Consider the following 23,529-nt stretch of genomic DNA (forward strand, 5'->3'; position numbering starts at 1 on the left):
AATTCGCCTACGCTAGGGCCTTGTTGCGCATGAGCGATTTGTCCGACGGACGAACGTGGTATGCATGAAGTCTAGGTCCAGGGTGTGGACGATGGCTGGGGCCAGATCAATTCCGGTCGGGTCGCCAGCAGCAGGGAAGCAGAGGACCGAGCTATGGCTGTCGAATGGGTTGTCGCTGCGGGTGTGCTGGCGGGCGCCAGTGCTGCGTTATGGGGCTTGAGTGCCTGGATGACGCGGCGCATTGAAGCGACTGTGCCGATCAACGGGCGCTTCGTCGAGGTGGATGGCGAGCGCTTTCATTATGTCGAAGAGGGCAAGGGCCCGCCGCTGGTGATGATTCACGGGCTGATGGGCAGTAGTCGCAACCTGACCTATGCCTTGTCCGGTCAGTTGCGTGAGCATTTTCGGGTCATCAGCCTCGACCGGCCGGGCTCAGGCTATTCCACCCGGCACAGCGGCACGCCGGCAGACTTGCCGGCCCAGGCGCGACAAATCGCGGCCTTCATCAATACGCTGGATCTGGGTAAACCGCTGGTACTGGGGCACTCCCTGGGCGGCGCGATTGCCCTGGCGCTGGCCCTCGACCATCCCCATGCCGTTTCCGGGCTGGTGCTGGTTGCGCCCTTGACTCACCCCCAACGCATGCTGCCGCTGGTGTTTCTGTCTCTGGCGGTGCGCCCGGCCTGGCTACGGCGCTGGGTGGCCCACACCTTGACCCTACCCATCGGCCTGCTGACCAAAGACTCGGTGGTGAAGGGCGTATTTGCCCCCGATCCTGCGCCGCCGGACTTCGCCACCCGTGGCGGCGGTTTGTTGGGCATGCGACCCGACAATTTCTACGCGGCGTCCACCGAGATCAACCGGGTCAACGACCACCTGCCGGAGATGGTCAAGCGCTACTCCCGATTGACCCTGCCCATCGGCCTGATCTACGGGGCGCAGGACAAGGTGCTCGACTTCCAGAAACACGGCCAGGCCCTGGCCAGCAAGGTGCCAGGGCTGAAAATGCAGGTGATCGAAGGCCGTGGGCATATGTTGCCGATCACCGCCACCGAGCGCGTGGCGGCGCTGGTGGAGCAGGTGGCCAAGCGGGCTCGACCCGGCGAGAGCGTCCGGCCGATAAACCCACCTGTCGCCCTGGCGAGCCAGTAACAGTGCCACTTGACTGCGGCGCCTGGCGTTGACGCCTGCCCCTGAGTACCTGACCAAACGGCTGAAAAGAGACTGCTCGGTCACGGAAAAAAGGGCTGGAGAAACTAGTTGACGACCTAACGATTCCGCGCTATTTATTTAAAAAAATTATTTCAATGTGTAATTTGAAATTATTTTTGAAATGCCTAAGAGCGAATAAAATAATGAAAAAAACGCCTTTTATCGCATGGTTGATTTCCCGGAGCAGTCAATGCTCCGTATACCTGTCGTCTGCCTCGTTGCCCACCGAATGCGTTCGGAGGCTGCCATGAACCAGACTCTGGCAGCCCCGCATGTCTGGGCCGACGGCAAACGCCACCTGTGGTGGCTCGGCATCATGCCGCTGGCGACGCCCTTGCTCTCCGGCGCCCTTGCCATCACCACAGGCGTGCAACAACTGTGGTGGGTGGGCGTACTCGTGATCTTCGGCCTGATCCCGCTGATTGACGGCCTGCTCGGCGAAGACGTCAGCAACCCGCCCGAATCTGCGGTCAGCCACCTTGAGTCCCAACGCTACTACCGCTGGATCGTCTACACCGGCGTGCTGTTTGTGATTGCCTCGGTGGTCATCACCGGTTGGCTCGCTGCGGGCGGTATAGACTGGATCATCAACGGCGGCCTGTTGCACGCCACGGCCACCCTGGAACCCTCGAACTGGCTGGCCAGGACCGCCGCGTTCATCACCGCCCGCACTGAACTTCACGGTGCAGTCAGCTGGTTGACTTATGTGGGCATGGCCATGTCCACCGGTGCCGCCACCGGTATTGCCATCAATACCGCCCATGAACTGGGGCACAAACCCAAACCCCTGGAAGTGTTCCTGGCCAAGGTCACCCTGGCGCCGACCTTCTACGGCCACTTCTACACCGAACATAACCGTGGCCATCACGTACGGGTCGCCACCCCGGAAGACCCCGCCAGCTCGCGCCTCGGTGAAAGTTTCTGGGCATTCCTGCCGCGTTCGGTGTGGTTCAGCGCCGTGTCGGCCTGGAACCTGGAGCGCGAACGCCTGCGCAAACTCGGCCTGCCGACCTTGCACTGGAAGAACGCCGTACTCAGCGCCTGGATGTACAGCGTGGTGTTGTGGGGCGCAATGATTGCCTGGCTGGGGGCGGCGGTAATTCCGTTCCTGATTATCCAGGGCGTCTACGGGTTCTCGTTGCTGGAAGTGGTGAACTACGTCGAGCATTACGGCCTCAAGCGTCAGAAGTTGCCCAATGGCCGTTATGAACGCTGCTCACCGCGTCACTCGTGGAACAGTAATCGAATTGTCACCAATATCTTTCTGTTCCAGTTGCAGCGGCACTCCGATCACCATGCCAACCCCACCCGTAGTTATCAGTCGCTGCGTCACTTTGATGAATCACCGCAACTTCCGTATGGCTACGCCAGCATGATTGTCTGGGCTTATGTGCCGTACTTGTGGCGGCGTCGCATGGACCATCGTGTACTGAATCACTATGCCGGCGATATCAACCTGACCAATCTTCAGCCGTCAAAGCGTTTGAAGTATCTGGAGAAGTACAGCGGTAGTGCCAAGCCGTTTTGAGATGAAGTAAGCGTTCAGGGCGTACTCGGGATCTGTGTATCGCGCAGGTTCTGATCGCCCCCGGTAATGAAATGCAAGAACCTGGTTTGACCCTACAACAATAATTTCAAGGGAAGGACGTACACCATGCAAAGTTCTGCCAAGTTCACCGCCCACATCCTGTTGGCGGCCATGGGCCTGATTGCTTACCACCAGGCCCAGGCTGCGCGTATCGAACCCGCTGGCAGTGCCTTCACCGCCCAAGGACCTATCAGCTTTTCCAAAGGCAAGCTCATCAGTGCCGACTGCACCATCAAGGTAGCCGGCAAGGTTGCAGCCGATGGTTCATCGGTGAATGTCGACAAAGTCGAGTTCGACGGTGGCCTCAAGTGCAGCCGTGTCGAAGCCATCAACTTGCCCTGGGTGTTAATCGCCAAAGATAAAAACAGCGGCTCCATGTCGAAGATCAGCGTGGACGTGCATGCCTTTGGCCTGGGCGGCAAGTGTGGGCCGTCGACGGTCGACGGAACTTGGGATAACGCCACCGGCAAGTTGGAAGCCGTTGATGTTGCGATTGGCGAAGACTGCAAGATCAAGACGGTGTCGATCAAGATGCCGCCCAACTTCAAAGTTGTCGAATAACACGTTCCGACAGTTGTAGCGGTAAATGCATTGAAATTTGGCTGGAAAGGGAAGTTTTGCAGTTTCACCGTGACCTCTCGATCATGGCCATTACCCCCTGGCGAAATGAATCGCCATTACATGTGAGGAAAAACAATGAAAAGCTTGAAAACCCTCGTTTGTGCAACTTCGTTTGCTCTGTGCTTTGGTGCCGCCTCCATGGCGAGCGCGGCTTCCGTTTCTCCAGACGGTCCGTTCTCGACTAATGCCGGTACCATCGTGGTGAAGTCGCCCTCATCCTTTGGTGCGGCAGTGACTTGCGGCATTACCTTTACCGGCAACGTTAGCGGTGGCGTGGCTTCTATCAACGGTGCTTCCTTGACCGGCGGCGGCCTGTGCGCACTGCCCACGCTGACCAACCTGCCTTGGGTTCTTACCGCTGCGACGGGCACCACCGGCACCGTGACCAACGTAGGCTACAAAATCTCCTCGATTCCGGCCACTAACTGCGGCCCTACCACCATTGCCGTGGCTTGGACTCCTGGTACCAAAACACTTTCGGCTACCAATCAGTCGCTGACCGGCAACTGCACCGTCGTATCGCTGAATGTTGTTGCCCCGACGCTGACGGTTAACCCGTAAGCATGTGACTCCAGAGGGCTGATCACCCGTTGAAAGGCCGATGCCTCATGCGAGGCATCGGTTGGGCAGGGTACTTACGGTCTGCCTACGGCCACACGACCCACCGGCAGGGGCCGGGCGAAATAATAATAAGGAGCAGCGCATGAATAATAAGAAACAACACGCTCACACGTTACTGGGGTTGGCGCTGTTGGGAGGCTTGTTGACCACAGGAAATGTGCAGGCGGGCGGCTTTTCCACGCCAACCTACGGTGCGCCTGGCTGGGGGCGCGCGTTTGGTGGCGGTTCATTGTTCAAGAACGACCCCAGTGCCGCGTACAACAACCCGGCGGCCATGGCGTTCATCGATTCAACCATCGTGCAGCAGACCGTCGATTACGCCCGGATCAAGATCAAATATTCTGGCCAGGCGTATGACCATAACGGTAACCCGGTGACCAATACGCCGGTGCTGGATGATCAGGGCAACCTGGGCGATCCGACGCTGAATACGAATAATGGCGGCCAGGGTGGTTTCACCGCATGGCTACCTACTGGCTTTATGGTCATGCCCATCGGCGACCGTTTTGCTTTTGGCCTGAGCCAAGTCGTACCGCAAGGCATGAAAAGTACGTGGAACGAAAACTCTAAGCTGCGAGATTTCGCCGTTGACACCAAGATCGAGACCATTGGCCTGACAGGCTCCTTGTCATTCAAGGTCAATGATGAGTTTTCCGTCGGTGCCGGTGCCATCGTTCAACGTAGCCAAGGGAACGTCAGCCAGAACGTTGACCTGCTGGCTGCCGCGGATGTCTCTCCCGGTCTGGGAGGCACCGGTTTTCCGACCGGCGTCGGGCATTCCTTGATACGCGTGAAAGTCGACAATATCTCAGTGGGCTGGTTTGGCGGCGTGGTTTGGAAGCCGACAGCGCAAGACACGCTGGGCGTGAATTATCACGCCAAGATCAAAAACAAGATGACGGGCAAGTACGACGTTTATACAGACGCGATTGGCCGTAACGCGATGACCAACCCGATTGGTCCGAACGGCGAAACGCTGGTTGAAATGGCCTACCCTGGTCTCAAACTGTTCCCGGATGGCGCGCATGCCAGTGCTCAATTGGATATCCCGGCGACGGCGGCGATTGACTGGGTCCACCAGTTCAATGAGCGCTGGACGCTGGGCGTGAGTGCCCAGTGGACAGAGTGGTCCTCGTTCAAGGACCTCACGCTCAAGTCACAAGGCTCGACCATCGTTGCCATACCCTACAACTACAAGAACGCGTGGATGACTTCTATCGGCGGCGACTACAAAGCGACCGACGAACTCACCCTCCGTGCCGGCGTGGCTTACGACCAGACACCGACCCGAAACTCCACCCGTGACCCTCGGATCCCCGACGGGGATCGCTACTTCCTTGCGTTTGGTGCAGGTTATGACATCAAGGCGGTACCAGGCCTGTCGGTGGATGCCGCCTACTCGCACCAATTCGTCCAGAAGGTCAATCTGAAGACCAAGAACGTTGACCGCCTTGGAGGCGCGCAGCTGGACGGCAAAGCTGAATCCTCAGGTGACGTGGTCAGCCTGTCGGCGACTTATAAGTTCTGAAGCGCGTGCAAGGCAGGGCACTCAGCGCATCTGGAGGCCTTGCCATGGCTGTTGTTTTCGGCGACGTGCATTGATTCCTTCTTTCGTCAGGCTGACCCGGTCAGCCTATTTTTTCGGCAAGGAATTAAATAAAAATTTCAAAACAAAATTTGAATTAATGATTTGAAGTTTGTAGTGTGGTTTCACGTCCTGAATCAAGTAGAGGTCTCCCCCATGCTTATCTGGTTATTGGTGGGTATCGCAGCAGCGATTGCCCTGGCTTACCGACAAGCCGCCGCCGCCCTGTGGCTAAGCGCCGGCATCCTTTGGCTGGCGGTTGGTTACCTGTTCAACGCGGTGGCCGGCCTGGGCCTTACTGTCGCGGCTTTGCTGGTGGTGCTGCCCGCCTTGGTGCTGGCAATCAAACCCCTGCGCCGCAAGCTGCTGACCACCAAGGCTCTGGGCCTGTTTCGCACGATCATGCCGGCGATGTCCGATACCGAGCGTGCGGCCATCGAGTCCGGCACCGTGTGGTGGGATGCCGAGCTGTTCAGCGGTAAACCCGACTGGCAGCGCCTGCTGCAAGCCGCGCCGGCCAGCCTCAGCGCGGAGGAGCAAGCCTTCCTCGACAACGAAGTCGAAACCCTGTGCGACATCGCCAACGACTGGGAAACCACGCAGGTCTGGCAGGACATGTCCCCCGAAGGCTGGCAGTACACCAAGGAGGCCGGGTTCCTCGGCATGATCATTCCCAAGCAGTACGGCGGCAAAGGCTTCTCCCACTACGCCCATTCCCAGGTGGTGATGAAGCTGTCGACACGCTGCTCGGCGGCAGCGATTTCGGTGATGGTCCCCAATTCCCTGGGCCCGGCCGAGCTGCTGCTGCATTACGGCACCGACGCCCAGCGCAACTACTACCTGCCGCGCCTGGCACGCGGTGACGACATTCCGTGTTTCGCCCTGACCAGCCCGTATGCCGGCTCGGATGCAGGCGCGATCCCCGACCTGGGCATTGTCTGCAAAGGCATGCATGAGGGCGAGGAAGTACTGGGTTTCAAAGTGACTTGGGACAAGCGCTATATCACCCTCGGCCCGATTGCCACGGTGCTGGGCCTGGCGTTCCGCGCCGAAGACCCGCAGGGTTTGCTTGGCGCGCCAGGTTCCCTGGGCATTACCTGTGCGTTGATCCCCACCTCCCATCCAGGGGTGAACAGCGGCCGACGCCACTGGCCGTTGAATGCGGTATTCCAGAATGGTCCTACCACTGGCAAGGATGTGTTCATTCCCTTGGAATGGGTGATCGGTGGCCGCGAACAAATCGGCAACGGCTGGCGCATGTTGATGGAATGCCTGGCGGCAGGTCGGGCGATTTCCCTGCCTTCGGCCAACGTCGGCCTGGGTAAAGTGGCGGTGCGCGGTACCACAGCCTATGCGGCGATGCGCAAGCAATTCGGCCTGCCCATCGGCAAGTTCGAAGGTGTACAGGCGCCGCTGGCGCGCATGGCCGGGCATCTGTATGCCTGTGATGCGGTGCGCAAGGTGTCGGTGGCATCCCTGGACGCCGGCGAGAAACCGTCGGTGATCTCGGCCATTGCCAAGTACCACGTCACAGAGCGGGCGCGCATCATCGTCAACGACGGCATGGACATCGTCGCCGGCAAAGGCATTTGCATGGGCCCCAATAACTTCCTCGCCCGTGCCTACCAGCAAAGTCCCATCGCCATTACGGTGGAGGGCGCGAACATCATGACCCGCTGCCTGATCATCTTTGGCCAGGGCTTGATTCGTTGCCATCCCTACGTGTTCCGCGAGATGGAGGCGGCGCACAACCCCGACCGGCGCAAGGCACTGGAAGACTTCGACAGCGCAATGTTTGGCCATGTGAGTTTTGTAGTAGCCAACACCGTACGCGCAGCGGTGCATGCCGTGACCGGCGGGCGCCTGATTGCGGCCCCGGCCAAGACCGACCCGGCGCTGGCTGCCTACTATCGCCAGGCCAATCGGCTGTCGGTGGTGCTGGCGCTGATCTCGGATATCTCCATGGGCGTGCTGGGCGGTGCCCTCAAGCGCAAGGAAAGTATTACCGGGCGCCTGGGGGATATTTTGTCGCAGCTGTACATCCTGTCTTGCGTGCTCAAGCGCTTCGAGGATGACGGCAGGCCCCAGGCGGACTTGCCGCTGGTGCACTGGGCGGCCCAGGACGCCTTGTTGCGCGCCCACGAAGCCTTGGCCGAAGTGCTCGACAACTACCCTTCAAAACCCGCAGCAGCAGTAGTGCGCACCTTGAGCTTTCCGTTTGGCATCCCGCTGCGCAAACCGTCGGACCGCCTGTTGGCGCAGGTGGCGGAGGTGGTGCAGACCCCTGGCGAGACCCGCGACCGTTTGCTGGCCAACTCCTACATCCCACGTCCGGAAGTCGACAAGCTGGCCTACGGCGAATTGGGTTTCCGTTTGCTGCCCCAAGTGGAGCTGATCGAGGCGCGGCTCAAGCCCGCCATCAAGCAAGGTCTGCTCGGCCCGCTGCCGATTTCTGCCACGGCCTTCACCGATTGGCGCGTGAAGGCGCGGGCGCTGGATTTGATCAGCGACGACGAAGACGCCTTGCTGGCGCGCTATGTGCAATACGCCGACCACGGTATCCAGGTGGACGACTTTCCCCAGGACTTTGGTTTGCTGGAGGCTCTGCAGCAGCGTAAGCAGGCGCTCGAGCCGGTGGCCAAACGGCGCAGCGTCCCGGTCAATTAAGAGAAAACCCGGTCCACAGGTGGGAACTGCTTGCCTTGAATACCAGGCAGAAGGCTTTTTGTAGGAGCGAGCTTGCTCGCGAAGAACTCACAGGCGCCGCGTTGATTCAGGAAGCCAGCGTTATCGTTGACGTTTTTCGCGAGCAAGCTCGCTCCTACAGAGGGCTATCCAGTTCCCCACATTTGACCGGTTTATCAGGCAAGAACTGTGTTGTGAGTGGACTCCTTATGAGTGACAGCTACCTTTCGTTCGTCAATTCCCCCTGGGGCCGGCGTCTGGCCCAGGCGGTCGGCTTGCCGCAACCCTTGCCCCTGCAACGGCATCGCAGCGGCCAGGCCGGCCTGGCTAATCCTGTGATCATCGCCGGGGCAGGGCGCCTGGTGGCCTCGGTGCAGCGCGTGTTCAGCGCCACCGACACCGTCGCCGCGAGCCCGGCGACGCTCAAGGCACCGTCCACGGTCAAGGTGCAAGGCGCGGTGTTCGACGCCAGCGGCGTGACCGACCTGCAACAGTTGGATGAGCTTTACCTGTTCTTTCACAGCAATGCCAAGCGCCTCAGCCAGCATGGCCGAGTAGTGGTGCTCGGCACGGCACCCGAGCATTGCGACGACTTGCCCCAGGCCATCGCCCAACGCGCCCTTGAAGGCTTGGTGCGGTCGCTGGCCAAGGAGCTGCGCCGCGCGATCACCGTGCAACTGCTGTACGTGGCGCCGGGCGCGGAAGACGCGCTGGACAGCAGCCTGGGGTTTTTCCTGTCGCGCCGTTCCGCCTATGTCTCGGGGCAGGTGGTGCGCCTGGAAAAACCGGTCGATGGCCATGCCGCCATCAACTGGGACAAACCCTTTGCCGGCAAACGCGCCCTGGTCACCGGCGCCTCCCGTGGCATCGGCCTGGCGATTGCCCAGGTGCTGGCGCGGGACGGTGCCCATGTGGTGTGTGTGGACGTGCCCCAGGCCCAGGAAGCCTTGCAGCAGGCGGCGACCAGCGTGGGCGGTTCGGCGTTGCCCCTGGATATCACCGCCGCCGACACCGCCTCACTGTTGCAAACCCACGTCAGCCAATACGGCGCCTTTGATGTGGTGGTGCACAACGCCGGGATCACCCGCGACAAGACCATCGCCAAAATGACCGAGGGCGCCTGGCGCAGTGTGCTGGCGGTCAATCTCGAAGCGCCGTGGCAGCTCAGTGAGGCCTTGCTCGACAGTCAGGGTTTGAACCCTGGTGGGCGCATTGTGTGCGTGTCGTCGATTTCCGGTATCGCCGGCAACCTGGGGCAGAGCAACTACGCCACGTCCAAGGCCGGTGTGATAGGCCTGGTACAGGGCCTGGCACCGCGTGCGGCAGCCCGGCAGGTCACGGTGAACGCGGTGGCGCCCGGCTTTATCGAGACCCAGATGACCGCGAAGATCCCGCTGATGATCCGCGAAGCGGGGCGGCGCATGAATTCGTTGTCCCAGGGCGGGCAACCCATCGACGTGGCCGAGACCATTGCCTGGCTGGCGCATCCGGCGTCGGGCGGCGTCAATGGCCAGGTGGTGCGGGTGTGCGGCCAAAGCCTGTTGGGAGCCTGACCGATGGACTACGTGACGCAGATTATCGACCCATCGCCGTCGCGCACGCAGTTGTTGCTCGACGGCCTGCGCGCCTTGCGCAAACCCAAGTTAGACGGTGCGCCGCCATTGCCTACAGCGCGCCTGGTGCGCAGCGCGGTGGAGCTTTCGCCGGCCGGTATCGCCGGTTACGCACGGGCGTGTGGCTTTCGTCGCGAACAGGGCGTGCCATTGTCCTATCCCCATGTGCTGGCGTTCCCCCTGCACCTCATGCTGCTGACCCGGCCAAGCTTCCCGTACCCGGCCAGTGGCATGGTGCACCTGGCCAATCGCATTCGTCAGCACCAACGCTTGCACGAGGGCCAGGCGGTGCGCCTGGAGGTGTATTGCGAGCGCTGGGTGGCTCATCCGAAAGGGCAGGCCTTGAATATCGCCACCCGTGCCTACAGCCAGGAAACCCTGGTGTGGGAAAGCGACAGTCTGTATTTGCGCCGTGACGTCAGCAATCCGGTGGGTGAACCCTGGAATGACCCTCTGCCGCTACAGGAAGACGGCCTGTTACGCACCCAGCGCTGGGTACTGCCCGCCGACCTGGGGCGACGCTTTGCCAAGGTCTCGGGGGATTTCAATCCCATTCACACGTCGGTCATCGGTGCCAGGCTGTTCGGCTTTCGTCGCGCCATCGCCCATGGCATGTGGACCCTGGGCCGCGCATTGGCAGCGCAACAGCCGCCCGGTGGCCTGGATCAGGCCGAGGCCCACTGCGAATTCAAATTGCCGATCTTCCTGCCCGGCCAGGTCGCCCTGTGGGGCCACCCCGTGAGCGGGCCACGGCGCGAGTTCGAAGTGCGCAATTTCGCCGGGGACAAGCCCCATATGCGCGGGCTATTCATTTGGAAAGAGAGCCAGCAATGAGTGACTACAGTTTTACCCCAGCCCCGACCTGCCGCGTGGCGATTATCGGCGGCAACCGTATTCCATTTGCGCGCTCCAACACGGTGTATGCCCACGACAGTAACCAAGACCTGCTGGTCGCCGCCCTGCAAGGGTTGGTGGAGCGCTACAACCTGCACGGCCAACGCCTGGGTGAGTTTGCCGCCGGAGCGGTGATCAAGCACTCGCGGGATTTCAACCTGGCCCGCGAGGCGCTGTTGTCCACCACGTTGTCGGCGCAAACCCCCGCCTATGATGTGCAACAAGCCTGTGGCACAGGGCTTGAAGCTGCGCTGCTGGTGGCGAATAAAATCGCCCTCGGCCAGATCGAAGTGGGCGTTGCCGGTGGTGCCGACACCACCTCCGACGCGCCCATTGGCATCAACGAATCCTTGCGCCATACCTTGCTTGCGGCCAATCGCGCCAAAAGCCTGGGCGACAAGCTCAAGGCCTTGATGAAAGTACGCCCATCGATGCTGTTCAAACCGTTGCTGCCGCGCAATGGCGAGCCGCGCACCGGCCTGTCCATGGGCGAGCACTGCGAAGAAATGGCCAAGCGCTGGCAGATCAAGCGCCTGGCCCAGGACGAGCTGACCCTCACCAGCCACCAGCGCCTGGATGCGGCTTATAAACGCGGCTTCTTCGACGACCTGATCAGCCCCCATCGCGGCTTGGCCCGTGACAACAACCTGCGTGCCGATATCAGCCTGGAAAAGCTCGCCGGCTTGTCGCCGGCCTTTGACCGCCAGAACGGCACGCTCACCGCCGGCAACTCCACGCCCCTGACCGATGGCGCCTCGGTGGTGCTGCTGGCCAGTGAAGAATGGGCCGCCGCCAATGGCTGGCCGGTGTTGGCCTACTTGCGCACCGGCGAAACGGCTGCGGTGAATTTTGTCGACGGCACCGAGGGCCTGCTGATGGCGCCGGCTTACGCTGTGCCACGCATGCTTGCGCGGGAAGGCTTGAGTTTTGCCGACTTCGACTTCTTCGAGATCCACGAAGCGTTCGCCGCCCAGGTGTTGTGCACGCTCAAGGCGTGGGAAGACCCGCAGTATTGCCGCGAGCGACTCGGCCTTGACGCCCCCCTGGGCGCCATCGACCGGGCCAAGATGAACGTCAACGGCAGCTCACTGGGCTGCGGCCATCCCTTTGCGGCCACCGGTGGCCGGCAACTGGCGGCGCTGGCCAAGGCCATCCATGAACGCGGTGGCGGTCGCGGCCTGATTTCGATCTGCGCGGCGGGTGGGTTGGGCATCACCGCCATCGTCGAAAAGTAGCGCTATCAAAAACAACAATAAGGACACTGCGATGAACGCTATCAGCCTGGAACACACCGAACGCATTTGGTTGAACACTTACCTGCCCGGCGTGCCAGCGGACATTGACGCGGGGATCGAGGACTACCCGTCGCTGCGCGAAGTGTTCCTGGAGCACCTGGAGAAGTTCCGTGAACGGGTGGCCTACGTCAGCATCGGCACGCAAATGACCTATGCCGATTGGCGCACCCAGGGCATTGCCTTTGCCGCCTGGCTGCAGGACCAGGGCGTGAAGAAGGGCGACCGCGTGGCCCTGATGATGCCCAACTGCTTGCAGTACCCGATCTGCCTGCTGGGCACGATCCTGGCCGGGGCGGTGGTGGTCAACGTCAACCCGTTGTACACCGCCCACGAACTCAAGCACCTGCTCAAGGACAGTGGCGCCGAAACCGTGGTGATCTTCGAAAATTTCGCGCATACCCTGGAAAAAGCCATGGTGGGCAGCAGCGTCAAGCGAGTGGTGGTCGCGGCCATTGGCGACTTGCTGGGCACCTTCAAGGGCGCGGCAATGAATTTCATCCTGCGCAGCGTGCAGAAGCAGGTACCGGCCTTCAGGTTGCCCGGTTCGCTGCGTTTCAACCAGGTGCTCAAACAGGGCAGGGCCATGCACCATTTGCCGGTCAGCCTGCACCGCGATGAACTGGCCTTCCTGCAATACACCGGCGGCACCACCGGCGATGCCAAGGGTGTGATGCTCAGCCATCGCAATATCATCGCCAACCTGCTGCAAGCCAAGGCCTGGGTTGGTGATCAGTTGGACCAGCACAAGCAGGAAACCAACGTGACCTTGCTGCCGCTGTACCACATCTTTTCCCTGACGGTGAACTGCCTGATGTTCATGTGCCTGGGCGGGCGCAATATCCTTATCGCCAACCCTCGGGACGTGAAGCGCGTGCAAATGATTCTGCGCAAGGAACGCTTCAATGGCATTGCCGGGGTGAACACGCTGTTCAATGGGTTGCTGGAGAACAAGGAGTTCTGTGCGCGGGACTTTTCCGATTTGCGCCTGGTGATTGCTGGCGGCATGGCCACCCACACCGCCGTGGCCAAGCGCTGGAAAGAGGTGACCGGGCTGCCGATCATCGAAGGCTACGGGCTGACCGAATGCTCGCCCGTGGTGAGCATCAGCCCTATTGATATTTCCCGCATGCGCGAGATGGAATTCACCGGCAGCATTGGCGTGCCATTGCCCTCGACCTGGGTGCGCTTCTTGCGCGAAGACGGCGAACTGGCGGATATCGGCGAGCAGGGCGAGTTGCAAGTACGTGGCCCGCAAGTGATGCAGGGCTACTGGCAACGGCCGAAGGAAACCGCCGAGGTGCTGGATGCCGAGGGCTGGTTGTCCACCGGGGACATCGGCGTGATGGACGCACGCGGGTATATCCGCCTGGTGGACCGCAAGAAGGACATGATCCTGGTCTCGGGCTTCAACGTGTACCCCAATGAAATCGAGGACGTGGTGGCCATGCACCCTGGGGTTGCTGAAGTGGCGGCCATTGGGGTCGAAGACCCAGTGACCGGGGAGAAGGTCAAGATCATCGTCGTGCGCAAGGACCCGACCTTGACCCAGGAGCAGATTCTTGCGCACTGCCGGGAGTACCTGACGGGGTACAAGCTGCCAAAATATGTGGAGTTTCGCACCACGGAACTGCCCAAGACCACGGTGGGCAAAGTGCTGCGCCGGGCCTTGCGCTGATCTACGGTTCAGACGACCAAATGTGGGAGCGGGCTTGCTCGCGAATGCGGCGGTTCAGGCAGTGAAGGTGCCGACTGACACAGCGTATTCGCGAGCAAGCCCGCTCCCACTTTTTAAACCGTGTCCACTTTGACCCAGCGTTCCTCAAGGGCGGCCACTCGAATCGCCGTCGCCAATCGCTCTACCTCCCATGCAGCCTCAAAGTCCGTCCCCTGGGCCCCTTGGCCGGCCAGCGCCATGATCAACTCGTGCACTTCCAACGTCTTCAATTCGTTGTAACCCAACTGATGCCCCGCCGCCGGGCTGAATGCCGCATAGCCGGGCAGGGCGGGGCCAGCCAGCAGGCGCTGGAAGCCGTCCTGGCCGATGCGGTGCAGGCGCAGTTCATTCAAGCGTTCCTGGTCAAACGCCAGCGTGCCTTGGGTGCCGCTGATCTCGAAACTCAGATGGTTCTTGTAGCCGTGCTTGAGCCAACTGCTGCTCACCGTGCCACGGGCGCCGTTGGCGAAGCGCAACAGGGCATGCACCTGGTCATCCACGGCAATGGCTTTTGAGGTTGGGCTGCCGGCGGTGGCGGGGCGTTGGTTGTGCACGGTCTGGGTATCGGCACAGACATGGGTCACGTCGCCCACCAGGTAGCGGGCCATTGACAGCAAATGGCTGCCCAGGTCAGCCAGGGCGCCGCCAGCATGCTCCACTTCGCAGCGCCACGACCAAGGGGAGGCCGGGTCCGCCATGAAGTCTTCGCTGAACTCACCTTGGAAACTGATGATCTGGCCCAGTTCGCCCTGGGCAATCATCTGCCGGGCCAGCACGATCATGGGGTTGTGCTGGTAGTTATAGCCGACACGCGTCACCACCCCGGCGGTATGGGCTGCGCGGCGCATGGCGTCGGCTTGTTCGAGGCTGACGGCCAGGGGTTTCTCGCAATACACGGCTTTGCCGGCCGCAATCGCGGCCATGGCCATGGGGTAATGCAAATGGTTGGGGGTGGTGATGGCCACGACGTCGACCTTTGGGTCGTTGATCAGCGCTTGCCAGTCACCATGGGCCTGGGCAAACCGCCAGGCGCTGGCGCAACGCTGGGCGCGTTCGGTGTCGGCATCGGCCAGGGCGGCCAGCTTGAGCTGCACCGGCAGTTCAAATACCGCCCGGGCGTTGTTGAACGCCAGCGCGTGGGCGCGGCCCATGAAGCCTGTGCCGATCAAGCCGATTCCGAGTTCACGCATCGTCGTGGTCCTTTGGATTATTGTTTTCAGGAAAGCTATTAATGGAATAAAAATTCACTGAATTCAATAGATAGAATAAAAATTCATTTCTCCTGATGGTTCCCACGCTCCGCGTGGGAATGCCGCCCGGGCGCTCTGCGCCCCGCTGTTTGCGCGGTGAGGACGCAGAGCGTCAGCGGATGCATTCCCACGCGGAGCGTGGGAATGATCACGTCGATCACGTGGGGCCATCATTTCAGCTGATATAGCTATATTCAGCACATGGCCAAACGCCGCCAGTTAACAAAAGATAACGTAGCGCCGATTGTCAGACGATTCCAAAGCCCGATAGGATGGCTCCTGCTTCCTCCAGGCGCTCTAGATTGCAGGTTTCAAGGTCCTGGCAGAGAAGACGACCTAACAATAATAAATGGGAGAAAGGTCTATGAGTGAGCCTGTCATGGGTTGGGTTGTTTGCCGCCCACGCGCCGCACGCAGGGTTGCGTTGCTGGCCACAGCGCTCTCGCTGCTTGCTGGCAGCGCATTGTCGCTGCCGGTTCTGGCCGCCAGCGATACCTCCGCCGCCGCAGTCTTTGCAATTGAATCCCCCAAGGCCGCCAAAGGCTTGATGATCGACGTGGTTCACGCGGGCAAGCGCCTGGTGGCGGTCGGTGATCGGGGGCATATCCTTTATTCCGATGACCAGGGCAACACCTGGGCCCAAGCCAAAGTACCCACCCGGCAACTGCTCACGGCGGTGTTTTTCGTTGATGATCAGCACGGTTGGGCCGTCGGCCACGATGCGCAGATTCTTGCCAGTACCGATGGCGGCGCCACGTGGACCCAGCAATATCAAGACCTCAAACGCGAAGCGCCGTTGCTCGATGTGTGGTTCAACGACGCCAACCACGGCCTGGCCGTGGGCGCCTACGGTGCGTTGATCGAGACCACCGACGCCGGCAAAACCTGGAACGATGTCAGCGAGCGCCTCGACAACGAAGACCAGTACCACCTCAACGCCATTGCACACGTCAAGGGCGCCGGCCTGTTTATCGTCGGTGAGCAAGGCAGCATGTTTCGCTCAAGCGACGACGGCCAGACCTGGGAAAAACTCGAAGGCCCCTACGAGGGTTCACTGTTTGGCGTGATCAGCACCGCACAGCCACAGACCCTGTTGGCGTATGGTTTGCGCGGCAACCTCTACCGCTCAACCGATTTCGGCAGCACTTGGGAACAGGTCCAATTGAACGCAGCGCGTGGCGCGTTGGAGTTTGGCCTGTCGGGGGCGACCTTGCTGGAGGACGGTTCCATTGTTGTGGTCGGCAACGGCGGCAGCGTGGTGGTCAGCCATGACGATGGCCAGACCTTCAGTGTGTTCAATCGCCCGGACCGTATTTCACTCTCGGCGGTCACGGCGGCCGGCAATGGCAATTTGATCCTCGCGGGGCAGGGTGGCGTGCGGGTTGCCACATCGGCCGGCGCAGAGCTCTCAAAATAATAAGAAGGCGGGGATCCAATGAGCAGTCATCACAACGATAAAGCGACCTTTCTTGAGCGTCTGATCTTCAACAATCGCCCGGCGGTGATCGTCATCTGCCTGCTGGTGAGCCTCTTCCTGTTCTGGCAGGCGACCTTGATTCGCCCGTCCACCAGTTTTGAAAAGATGATCCCGCTCAAGCACCCCTTCATCGAAAAAATGATGGAGCACCGCAACGATTTGGCCAACCTGGGCAACACCGTGCGTATTTCGGTGGAAGCCAAGGACGGGGACATCTTCACCAAGGAGTACATGGAGACCCTGCGCCAGATCCACGACGAGGTGTTCTACATCTCCGGTGTGGACCGCTCGGGCCTCAAGTCGCTGTGGAGCCCCAGCGTGCGCTGGACCGAGGTGACCGAAGAAGGTTTTGCCGGCGGGGAGGTCATCCCGCAGAGCTACAACGGTTCGCCGCAGAGCCTCGACCAGTTGCGCAATAACGTGCTCAAGTCCGGCCAGGTCGGGCGGCTGGTCGCCAATGACTTCAAGTCGAGCATCGTTGATATCCCGCTGTTGGAGTCCTACCCGGACCCGCAAGACCAGGGCAAGTTGCTGGCCCTGGACTACCGCAAGTTCTCCCATGAACTCGAAGACAAGATCCGCGACAAGTTCGAAACCCAGAACCCCAACGTCAAGATTCATATTGTCGGCTTTGCCAAAAAGGTCGGCGACCTGATCGATGGCCTGGTGATGGTGGTGCTGTTCTTCGGCGTTGCGTTCGTCATCACCCTGATTCTGCTGCTGTGGTTCACCAACTGCCTGCGCAGCACCATTGCGGTGTTGAGCACGACATTGGTGGCGGTGGTCTGGCAACTGGGGTTGATGCACTTCTTCGGTTTCGGACTGGACCCGTATTCGATGCTGGTGCCGTTCCTGATCTTCGCCATCGGCATTTCCCATGGGGTGCAAAAGATCAACGGCATTGCCCTGCAATCCAGCGAGGCAGACAACGCCCTCACCGCCGCGCGGCGCACCTTCCGGCAACTGTTCCTGCCGGGGATGATCGCCATTCTGGCGGATGCGGTGGGCTTCATCACGCTGCTGATCATCGACATCGGCGTGATCCGCGAACTGGCTATCGGCGCGTCCATCGGCGTGGCGGTGATCGTGTTCACTAACCTGATCCTGCTGCCGGTCGCGATTTCCTACGTGGGCATCAGCAAGCGCGCCATCGCCAAGAGCAAGAAAGACGCGAACCGCGAACATAGCTTCTGGCGCCTGCTGTCCAAATTTGCCAGCCCGAAAGTCGCGCCGGTTTCGGTATTCCTGGCGTTGATCGCCTTTGGTGGCGGCCTCTGGTACAGCCAGAACCTGAAGATTGGCGACCTGGACCAAGGCGCACCGGAACTGCGCCCGGATTCGCGCTACAACAAGGACAACAACTTCATCATCAGCAATTACTCCACCAGCTCCGACGTGTTGGTGGTGATGGTCAAGACCAAGGCCGAAGGCTGCTCGCGCTATGAAGCCATGGCGCCCATCGACCAGTTGATGTGGAAGATGCAGAACACCGAGGGCGTGCAGTCGGCGATCTCGTTGGTGACCGTGTCCAAGCAAATGATCAAGGGCATGAACGAGGGCAACCTGAAATGGGAAACCCTGTCGCGCAACCCGGATGTGCTGAACAACTCCATCGCCCGTGCCGATGGTTTGTACAACAACAATTGCTCACTGGCGCCGGTGCTGGTGTTCCTCAATGACCACAAGGCCGAAACCCTCGACCGCGCGGTGCATGCGGTGCAGGAGTTCGCCAAGGAAAACAACAAGGACGGCCTGGAATTCATCCTCGCAGCGGGTAATGCCGGGATCGAAGCGGCCACCAACGAGGTGATCAAGGAGTCGGAACTGATCATCCTGATCCTGGTGTACCTGTGCGTGGCGACCATGTGCATGATCACCTTCCGCTCCTGGGCGGCGACCCTGTGCATCGTGTTGCCGCTGGTGCTGACCTCGGTACTGGGTAACGCACTGATGGCGTTCATGGGCATTGGCGTCAAGGTCGCAACCTTGCCGGTGGTAGCCCTGGGTGTGGGGATTGGCGTGGACTACGGCATCTACATCTACAGCCGTCTGGAAAGCTTCCTGCGCGCTGGCTTGCCGTTGCAAGAGGCCTATTACCAGACGTTGAAGTCCACCGGTAAGGCCGTACTGTTCACCGGCTTGTGCCTGGCCATCGGCGTGTGCACCTGGATCTTCTCGGCCATCAAGTTCCAGGCCGACATGGGCCTGATGCTGACTTTCATGCTGCTGTGGAACATGTTCGGCGCGCTGTGGCTGTTGCCGGCGCTGGCGCGATTCCTGATCAAGCCTGAAAAGCTGGCAGGGCAGAAGGGCAACTCGTTGTTCGCACACTGATCCTGCTCCCAAAAGGCGGGAGCGGGCTTGTATGGGAGCTGGCTTGCCTGCGATAGGCATAGGTATCTACACAACGTTGGCGCAAAGCTGGACCTGTGGCGAGGGAGCTTGCTCCCGTGACGGCCTGACAGCCGAAGCTGATCCAACTGACACACCGTGCCAAGTGTGGGAGCTGGCTTGCCTGCGAAGACGGCCTGGCAGCCAACTGGGATGTTGGATCAGAGCGCCTACATGTCTGATACCGCAGGAATGGATATTTACCCGGTATAACTGCGTCGGCCGTCAGGCCGACATCGCAGGCAAGCCAGCTCCCACAGTTTGATCGTGGGGGTGTCAGATAGGCGGGCGTTGGCTGTCAGGCCGTCACGGGAGCAAGCCCCCTCGCCACAGGTTTAGCGTCGTACCGAAGTTGTAGATACCTATGCTGCGATAGCATCACCGCAGTGTTCAACTTCTAGGTTACAGCCTGGGCTATCATTGCGGCTTTCCCCAAAATGATTGACTGCCATGACTGCCGACACCCTGACTCGCGTCCTTGCTACCAGCGATATGCTGATCATCAATGGGCTGCACGCTTTTGACTTCGAGCTTGATCAGCAACTGCAGATCCAAAGCATGGATGGCCGGGAACTCAAGCGCTGGACCTTCAGTCCAGAACAGTTAGAGGCGGCTACCTTTGACGAGAGCTTGCAAAGCTGGTTGCTGATCAACGACGACGGTGAACACCGTCTGGTCTGCTTGAGCGCCATCCAGGGCGACAACAATAACGACGAGGAAGAAGCAGATGATGCGTAAATTCTGGCCCCTGCTGATGGCAGGCAGTGTCGGTGCGATGTCGGTGCAGGCCGCACCGGCCGATATCCATGAACTGTTGGTCGGCAGCTATACAGCCGGCACCAGTGAAGGGATCTACCGCCTGCAATTCGACAGTAGCACCGGGCAGTTCAGCGGCAAGCCAGTGCTGGCGGCGAAAACCGCCAACCCTTCGTGGCTGACGATCTCCAAAGACCAGAAGCAGTTGTTTGTGGTCAATGAGAACGGCCCCGGCCAGGCAGACCCGGTGGGCCGTGTCAGCAGCTACAGCATCGACCCCCAGAACCACCAGTTGACCCTGATCAACCAGGTGCAGAGCCTGGGCAATGAGCCGACCCATTCCAGTGTGGCCGCCGATGGGCGCTACCTGTTCGTCGCCAACTATTCGGTGGTGGAAGACCCGGGTGGCAGCCTGGCGATCCTGCCGGTGGATGCCAGCGGCAAGCTGTCGGCACCGGTGCAATTGAGCGGGCACCCGGCCAGCCGTGTGAACCCGGAGCGCCAGGCGTCCAACCATGTGCATTCGGTCGTGTCGTCGCCGGACGGCAAGTATGTATTCGTGCAGGACCTGGGCGCGGACAAGGTGTTTGCCTACCGCTACGACCCCAAGGCCAATCACGAACTGCCACTGACAGCGGCCGACCCGGCGTCGGTGCAGTTGCCACCCGGCAGCGGGCCGCGTCACTTGCTGTTCAGCGCGGACGGCAAACACGCCTGGCTGACCACTGAGATGAGCGCCCAGGTAGCCGTGTTCGATTACAACGACGGCAAGCTGACGCAAACCCAGTTGCTCGACTATGCCGCCGGCCAACCGGTGTCCGACAAGGCCGGTGCGGCGTTGCATGCGTCAAACGACGGCAAATTCCTGTACGTGAGCAACCGTGGCACGGCCAATCAGATGCTGGTGTTCAGCATCGATCCAGCCACCGCGCACCTCAAGGAAATCCAGCGGCGTTCTGTCGAAGGCGACCATCCGCGTGAGTTCAGCCTCGACCCTAGCGGAAAATTCCTGCTGATCGCCAACCAGAAAAGCAATGAAATCGTTGTAGTTGAGCGCGACGCCAAGACCGGCCTGCTGGGTAAAACCGTGCAGAAATTGCCGATTGATGCCCCCAGTGACCTTAAGTTCCTGGTGCGTCAATAAGCCACAGGCCCCGCAATGCGGGGCCTGAGCCGTTGTATTAATCGCAGTGATAACGGCTACTGTTTCAAAGCATTTCTAAGGTTCAACCCTCGGGCGTAAGTTGGGTTCCAAGGCCTTCCCAGGCCACCCAACCAAACGAACACAAGGGTTACCGCCATGAACTTCAATCTCTTCTCGATCATCGCTGCTTCTGCTGTTTCCGCCACTGTGGCCTTGCCTGCCGCCGCCAGCGTGGAAGTCACCGGCAAAAAATCCAATGTCACAGCCTATACCCAGAAATACCTGCAACAGAGTGCCAACTTTTATGCGGCGCTGGATCACAAGATTCAAAACTGATTGTCGAGGGAGTCAAACCCCAAGCCACTCGCGAGAGTGCCTTGGGGTTTGACGTATCTAGCTGATGGTCAATATCCGACGCAAGGATTCATTCAGGTCTATTGCGCGCGCGCGGGTGAAGCTGCTTGAGATCACGTAATAGAACTCGAAGCTGTAGCCTTTGAACTGGCGCAATTGTTCCCAGTAAAACACCTGCTTGACCGGCGCACCGACGGGCCAGGATTGGCCGACGACTTGTGTCTCGGTGTGGAGGATCACCTCGTTCAACCCTTTTACAAGTCGAAAGATCCACAGAATCTCGTCGGTGGGTTGCCGCCAGGCATAGTAGGGGCAGCGTGCGATGACATGCGCCGGGTCGTTACCGATGTGATCGTCTGGGTAGCCCTCAAGGTCCGGTGGCTCCAGGCGAACCACTGAGCCTCTGACCTCGGCGGCGGTTTTCTTGGAGTACACCTCGTAGGGCGGGCCGGACTTTCTCAATACGAAGCTGGTCTCCACCCGGCCTTCAGCGGCCATCCGTACATCCAGGTAATCGATGAACACTGAATAGACCTGGCCACCTCGCCGGATCTCGACAAATTTGTGAATGATTTTGACGCCACCTTTAGGCGGGTAGATGCGGAACATCACATCATAAATATCACCCACACCGCCCACGCTAGACGGCGTGCGAACCTGCAGCTCCAGGGGGTTTTCCCCCACGACTTCAAGGTCGATATAGCCAGGTGGCCCGCCATTGACGATGACGGGGCCATCCGTCAGGTGCTGGCCCAGGTTCACCGAGACCTCCACGCTGGCCGAGCCGGGCGTCGAGACATTCCCCACCAGATCCCGCACCTCCAGCCAGACGTACAGACGATCACTGTCGCCGGCTTCAAGCAAATCCGCATAGGTCACCAGGATCACTGTGGGCTTGAGTGCCCCCGCAATGTTTTGCGTCTTGATCACCGATCCCCAGTGAAGATCGACTTCATCGGTTGGGTTGGTGTTTGGGGGCGGCTGGAGCGTGATAGTGACGCCTTTGCTGGCGTTGCCTGGGACGATGACCGTCTCGGATACGCTGAATTTCAGTCCTGAATGCCCGGGTACTGTAGGGCCGTCGTCGTCGTCACCGGCGGGAAGGTCGGTCTTGATCAGCGTCAGCAGCGGGTAAGACCTGTCGTAGTCCGTGCCTCCGGCATAGTGGACCACATACACCAGGGCATACGGGCCGTCGGGCAGGTCCTTCTGTTCGGCGGCGAAAAAGTAGGCGTTGTTCAGCTCCTCGCCAGGTTTGAGCTGCTTGGTGGCGAGTACCGACACGGTGCCGTCGTCGAGTAGTTTACCGACCGTGATGACATCGCCGGGGGCCGCGGCCCAGCCTTTGTCTACCTGAATCGTCATGCCCGACTCAAACAACCACTTCGGGACGCCAGCGTCGTAGCCTTTGACGTTCTCACTCATGCCGGGAATGTAAAGCCGGTCGAGGTACTTGGGCGCCTTCTTTTCCTCCAGTGTCATGATGGTGTGTGATGGGGCCGGAACCTTCTGTTTGGCAGAGGCTTTGGTCTTGGTCTTTCCCTCTGCCGCTGCTGGCTTGGTCGCAGGCGCGGATGTCTGGTTTTTCTGGGCTGGCATAGCTGTTCTCCTGTTCCTGCGAAGTGTGCTGTTGGCGCTATCAAACGCCTGAATCGGGGCATTGGCTACTGTCAGAATTAACAGGTACCGATCCAGGGGCATCCTGCACTACCTGTTAATTCTGACAGTAGGCACGCCGCGATTTCAGGCGTTTGATAGCGGTAAGCCAACAGCGCACGACCGTGAGGACTCTCGCCATGCCCAAGGACAAAACACTTGACCCCCTCTTGCCGCCCATCGTTGTTCCGCTGATGGAACCGGCCATTGATGGTGATATCGAAGGGGCGCATGGCGGTATCGGCCTGCGGCATACCGAGGTGCCGTTGGTGGTCTACCTGATCAACCCCAAAGATGGCGTCACTCCGGGCAGTGTTGCCTCACTGTTCTGGGGCAACCGTAATATTCCCGTGGCCTCTACGCCGATTCGCGAAGGCGAGCAAAACCTTGACCTGTTCCCGATGACTGTTCCCGCGCACCATATCGTCCCGTACTTGGTCGACGGTGTACGTGGCATGCTAAGGCGCAGCAGCGGCAATGAGTCATTCACCGAAGAAATCAAGTTACGGGTCAGCCTGACTCGCCCCGGTGGCGAAGACAAAGACAGTCTGCCCGGCCACCAGGGGCTGGCGTATGAGGTCCCACCGGAGGTTTTGCTGCATGGCGTCAACCAGCAGCAGGCACTGGCGGGTGTCAAGATCATCATTCGCTACTGGCTAAACATGCGCGCTTA

Annotated in this window: 18 protein-coding genes; 16 read left to right on the forward strand and 2 right to left on the reverse strand. The window is 60.2% G+C overall.

The window, feature by feature from the left end; all coding sequences use genetic code 11:
• Positions 1 to 153: 153 nt before the first annotated feature.
• From JFT58_RS19445 to JFT58_RS19490, 10 genes are all read left to right on the forward strand, one after another.
• Positions 154 to 1,152, forward strand: coding sequence for an alpha/beta fold hydrolase (locus JFT58_RS19445; RefSeq protein WP_054897524.1), 999 nt, complete (start codon positions 154 to 156; stop codon positions 1,150 to 1,152).
• Between the two features lie 307 nt (positions 1,153 to 1,459).
• Entirely contained in the window at positions 1,460 to 2,740 is a 1,281-nt protein-coding gene (locus tag JFT58_RS19450; protein WP_054897525.1) for an alkane 1-monooxygenase, read from the forward strand.
• A gap of 126 nt (positions 2,741 to 2,866) precedes the next feature.
• Positions 2,867 to 3,361 (forward strand): alkane oxidation protein activator PraA, encoded by a 495-nt coding sequence (gene praA, locus JFT58_RS19455; protein ID WP_103299641.1) that lies wholly within the window; start codon positions 2,867 to 2,869, stop codon positions 3,359 to 3,361.
• Positions 3,362 to 3,496: 135 nt separating this feature from the next.
• A complete protein-coding gene (praB, locus tag JFT58_RS19460; RefSeq protein WP_014718293.1) occupies positions 3,497 to 3,982 on the forward strand; it encodes an alkane oxidation protein activator PraB in 486 nt (161 codons plus the stop codon).
• Positions 3,983 to 4,124: 142 nt separating this feature from the next.
• The gene (locus JFT58_RS19465; protein WP_054899110.1) at positions 4,125 to 5,570 is read left to right on the forward strand and encodes an outer membrane protein transport protein; all 1,446 of its coding nucleotides are present in this window, start codon (positions 4,125 to 4,127) and stop codon (positions 5,568 to 5,570) included.
• Between the two features lie 213 nt (positions 5,571 to 5,783).
• Entirely contained in the window at positions 5,784 to 8,294 is a 2,511-nt protein-coding gene (locus tag JFT58_RS19470) for an acyl-CoA dehydrogenase (RefSeq protein WP_054899111.1), read from the forward strand.
• Between the two features lie 227 nt (positions 8,295 to 8,521).
• Entirely contained in the window at positions 8,522 to 9,865 is a 1,344-nt protein-coding gene (locus tag JFT58_RS19475; protein WP_034126041.1) for a 3-oxoacyl-ACP reductase, read from the forward strand.
• A gap of 3 nt (positions 9,866 to 9,868) precedes the next feature.
• The gene (locus JFT58_RS19480) at positions 9,869 to 10,759 is read left to right on the forward strand and encodes a MaoC/PaaZ C-terminal domain-containing protein (protein WP_054898990.1); all 891 of its coding nucleotides are present in this window, start codon (positions 9,869 to 9,871) and stop codon (positions 10,757 to 10,759) included.
• Positions 10,756 to 12,054 carry an acetyl-CoA C-acetyltransferase gene (locus JFT58_RS19485; protein ID WP_054898989.1) on the forward strand — a complete coding sequence of 433 codons (1,299 nt, stop codon included), beginning with the start codon at positions 10,756 to 10,758 and terminating at the stop codon, positions 12,052 to 12,054. The genes JFT58_RS19480 and JFT58_RS19485 overlap by 4 nt, the downstream gene beginning before the upstream one ends.
• A gap of 31 nt (positions 12,055 to 12,085) precedes the next feature.
• Positions 12,086 to 13,789 (forward strand): AMP-binding protein, encoded by a 1,704-nt coding sequence (locus JFT58_RS19490; protein WP_054898988.1) that lies wholly within the window; start codon positions 12,086 to 12,088, stop codon positions 13,787 to 13,789.
• Positions 13,790 to 13,902: 113 nt separating this feature from the next.
• Here the strand turns inward: JFT58_RS19490 and JFT58_RS19495 are convergent, their stop codons facing one another.
• Entirely contained in the window at positions 13,903 to 15,018 is a 1,116-nt protein-coding gene (locus JFT58_RS19495) for a Gfo/Idh/MocA family protein (RefSeq protein ID WP_054898987.1), read from the reverse strand.
• Positions 15,019 to 15,457: 439 nt separating this feature from the next.
• Here JFT58_RS19495 and JFT58_RS19500 point away from each other — a divergent pair, with 439 nt between their 5' ends.
• The 5 genes from JFT58_RS19500 (at position 15,458) to JFT58_RS19520 (ending at position 21,182) form a co-directional block, all read left to right on the forward strand.
• Positions 15,458 to 16,495, forward strand: coding sequence for a WD40/YVTN/BNR-like repeat-containing protein (locus JFT58_RS19500; RefSeq protein ID WP_082423471.1), 1,038 nt, complete (start codon positions 15,458 to 15,460; stop codon positions 16,493 to 16,495).
• An 18-nt stretch (positions 16,496 to 16,513) separates the two neighbouring features.
• Positions 16,514 to 18,889 (forward strand): efflux RND transporter permease subunit, encoded by a 2,376-nt coding sequence (locus JFT58_RS19505; protein ID WP_054898985.1) that lies wholly within the window; start codon positions 16,514 to 16,516, stop codon positions 18,887 to 18,889.
• A 507-nt stretch (positions 18,890 to 19,396) separates the two neighbouring features.
• Entirely contained in the window at positions 19,397 to 19,684 is a 288-nt protein-coding gene (locus JFT58_RS19510; RefSeq protein ID WP_054898984.1) for a DUF5629 family protein, read from the forward strand.
• Positions 19,674 to 20,846: a lactonase family protein gene (locus JFT58_RS19515; protein ID WP_054898983.1), complete on the forward strand. Its 1,173-nt coding sequence runs from the start codon at positions 19,674 to 19,676 to the stop codon at positions 20,844 to 20,846. Before JFT58_RS19510 ends, JFT58_RS19515 begins: the two co-directional genes overlap by 11 nt.
• 156 nt (positions 20,847 to 21,002) lie before the next feature.
• Positions 21,003 to 21,182, forward strand: coding sequence for a hypothetical protein (locus tag JFT58_RS19520; RefSeq protein WP_034126032.1), 180 nt, complete (start codon positions 21,003 to 21,005; stop codon positions 21,180 to 21,182).
• 57 nt (positions 21,183 to 21,239) lie between these two features.
• On the opposite strand, the gene JFT58_RS19525 is transcribed toward JFT58_RS19520, so the two are convergent.
• Positions 21,240 to 22,799 (reverse strand): hypothetical protein, encoded by a 1,560-nt coding sequence (locus tag JFT58_RS19525; RefSeq protein ID WP_198834498.1) that lies wholly within the window; start codon positions 22,797 to 22,799, stop codon positions 21,240 to 21,242.
• 197 nt (positions 22,800 to 22,996) lie between these two features.
• Between JFT58_RS19525 and JFT58_RS19530 the strand changes: the two genes are divergently transcribed.
• Positions 22,997 to 23,529: hypothetical protein (locus JFT58_RS19530; protein WP_198834499.1), on the forward strand; the 533-nt coding region annotated here is incomplete at its 3' end.

It is taken from the genome of Pseudomonas sp. MF6767 (assembly GCF_016405475.1).
GTDB classification, from domain to species: Bacteria; Pseudomonadota; Gammaproteobacteria; order Pseudomonadales; family Pseudomonadaceae; genus Aquipseudomonas; species Aquipseudomonas paracarnis.

Excerpts from the sequence above, each read along its gene's own strand:
- JFT58_RS19480 (WP_054898990.1), top strand. The coding sequence starts at position 9,869 with ATGGACTACGTGACGCAGATTATCGACCCATCGCCGTCGCGCACGCAG.
- JFT58_RS19505 (WP_054898985.1), top strand. The coding sequence starts at position 16,514 with ATGAGCAGTCATCACAACGATAAAGCGACCTTTCTTGAGCGTCTGATC.
- JFT58_RS19500 (WP_082423471.1), top strand. The coding sequence starts at position 15,458 with ATGGGTTGGGTTGTTTGCCGCCCACGCGCCGCACGCAGGGTTGCGTTG.
- praA (WP_103299641.1), top strand. The coding sequence starts at position 2,867 with ATGCAAAGTTCTGCCAAGTTCACCGCCCACATCCTGTTGGCGGCCATG.
- JFT58_RS19495 (WP_054898987.1), bottom strand. The coding sequence starts at position 15,018 with ATGCGTGAACTCGGAATCGGCTTGATCGGCACAGGCTTCATGGGCCGC.
- praB (WP_014718293.1), top strand. The coding sequence starts at position 3,497 with ATGAAAAGCTTGAAAACCCTCGTTTGTGCAACTTCGTTTGCTCTGTGC.
- JFT58_RS19515 (WP_054898983.1), top strand. The coding sequence starts at position 19,674 with ATGATGCGTAAATTCTGGCCCCTGCTGATGGCAGGCAGTGTCGGTGCG.
- JFT58_RS19450 (WP_054897525.1), top strand. The coding sequence starts at position 1,460 with ATGAACCAGACTCTGGCAGCCCCGCATGTCTGGGCCGACGGCAAACGC.
- JFT58_RS19475 (WP_034126041.1), top strand. The coding sequence starts at position 8,522 with ATGAGTGACAGCTACCTTTCGTTCGTCAATTCCCCCTGGGGCCGGCGT.
- JFT58_RS19525 (WP_198834498.1), bottom strand. The coding sequence starts at position 22,799 with ATGCCAGCCCAGAAAAACCAGACATCCGCGCCTGCGACCAAGCCAGCA.
- JFT58_RS19490 (WP_054898988.1), top strand. The coding sequence starts at position 12,086 with ATGAACGCTATCAGCCTGGAACACACCGAACGCATTTGGTTGAACACT.
- JFT58_RS19520 (WP_034126032.1), top strand. The coding sequence starts at position 21,003 with ATGAACTTCAATCTCTTCTCGATCATCGCTGCTTCTGCTGTTTCCGCC.
- JFT58_RS19470 (WP_054899111.1), top strand. The coding sequence starts at position 5,784 with ATGCTTATCTGGTTATTGGTGGGTATCGCAGCAGCGATTGCCCTGGCT.
- JFT58_RS19485 (WP_054898989.1), top strand. The coding sequence starts at position 10,756 with ATGAGTGACTACAGTTTTACCCCAGCCCCGACCTGCCGCGTGGCGATT.
- JFT58_RS19465 (WP_054899110.1), top strand. The coding sequence starts at position 4,125 with ATGAATAATAAGAAACAACACGCTCACACGTTACTGGGGTTGGCGCTG.
- JFT58_RS19445 (WP_054897524.1), top strand. The coding sequence starts at position 154 with ATGGCTGTCGAATGGGTTGTCGCTGCGGGTGTGCTGGCGGGCGCCAGT.
- JFT58_RS19510 (WP_054898984.1), top strand. The coding sequence starts at position 19,397 with ATGACTGCCGACACCCTGACTCGCGTCCTTGCTACCAGCGATATGCTG.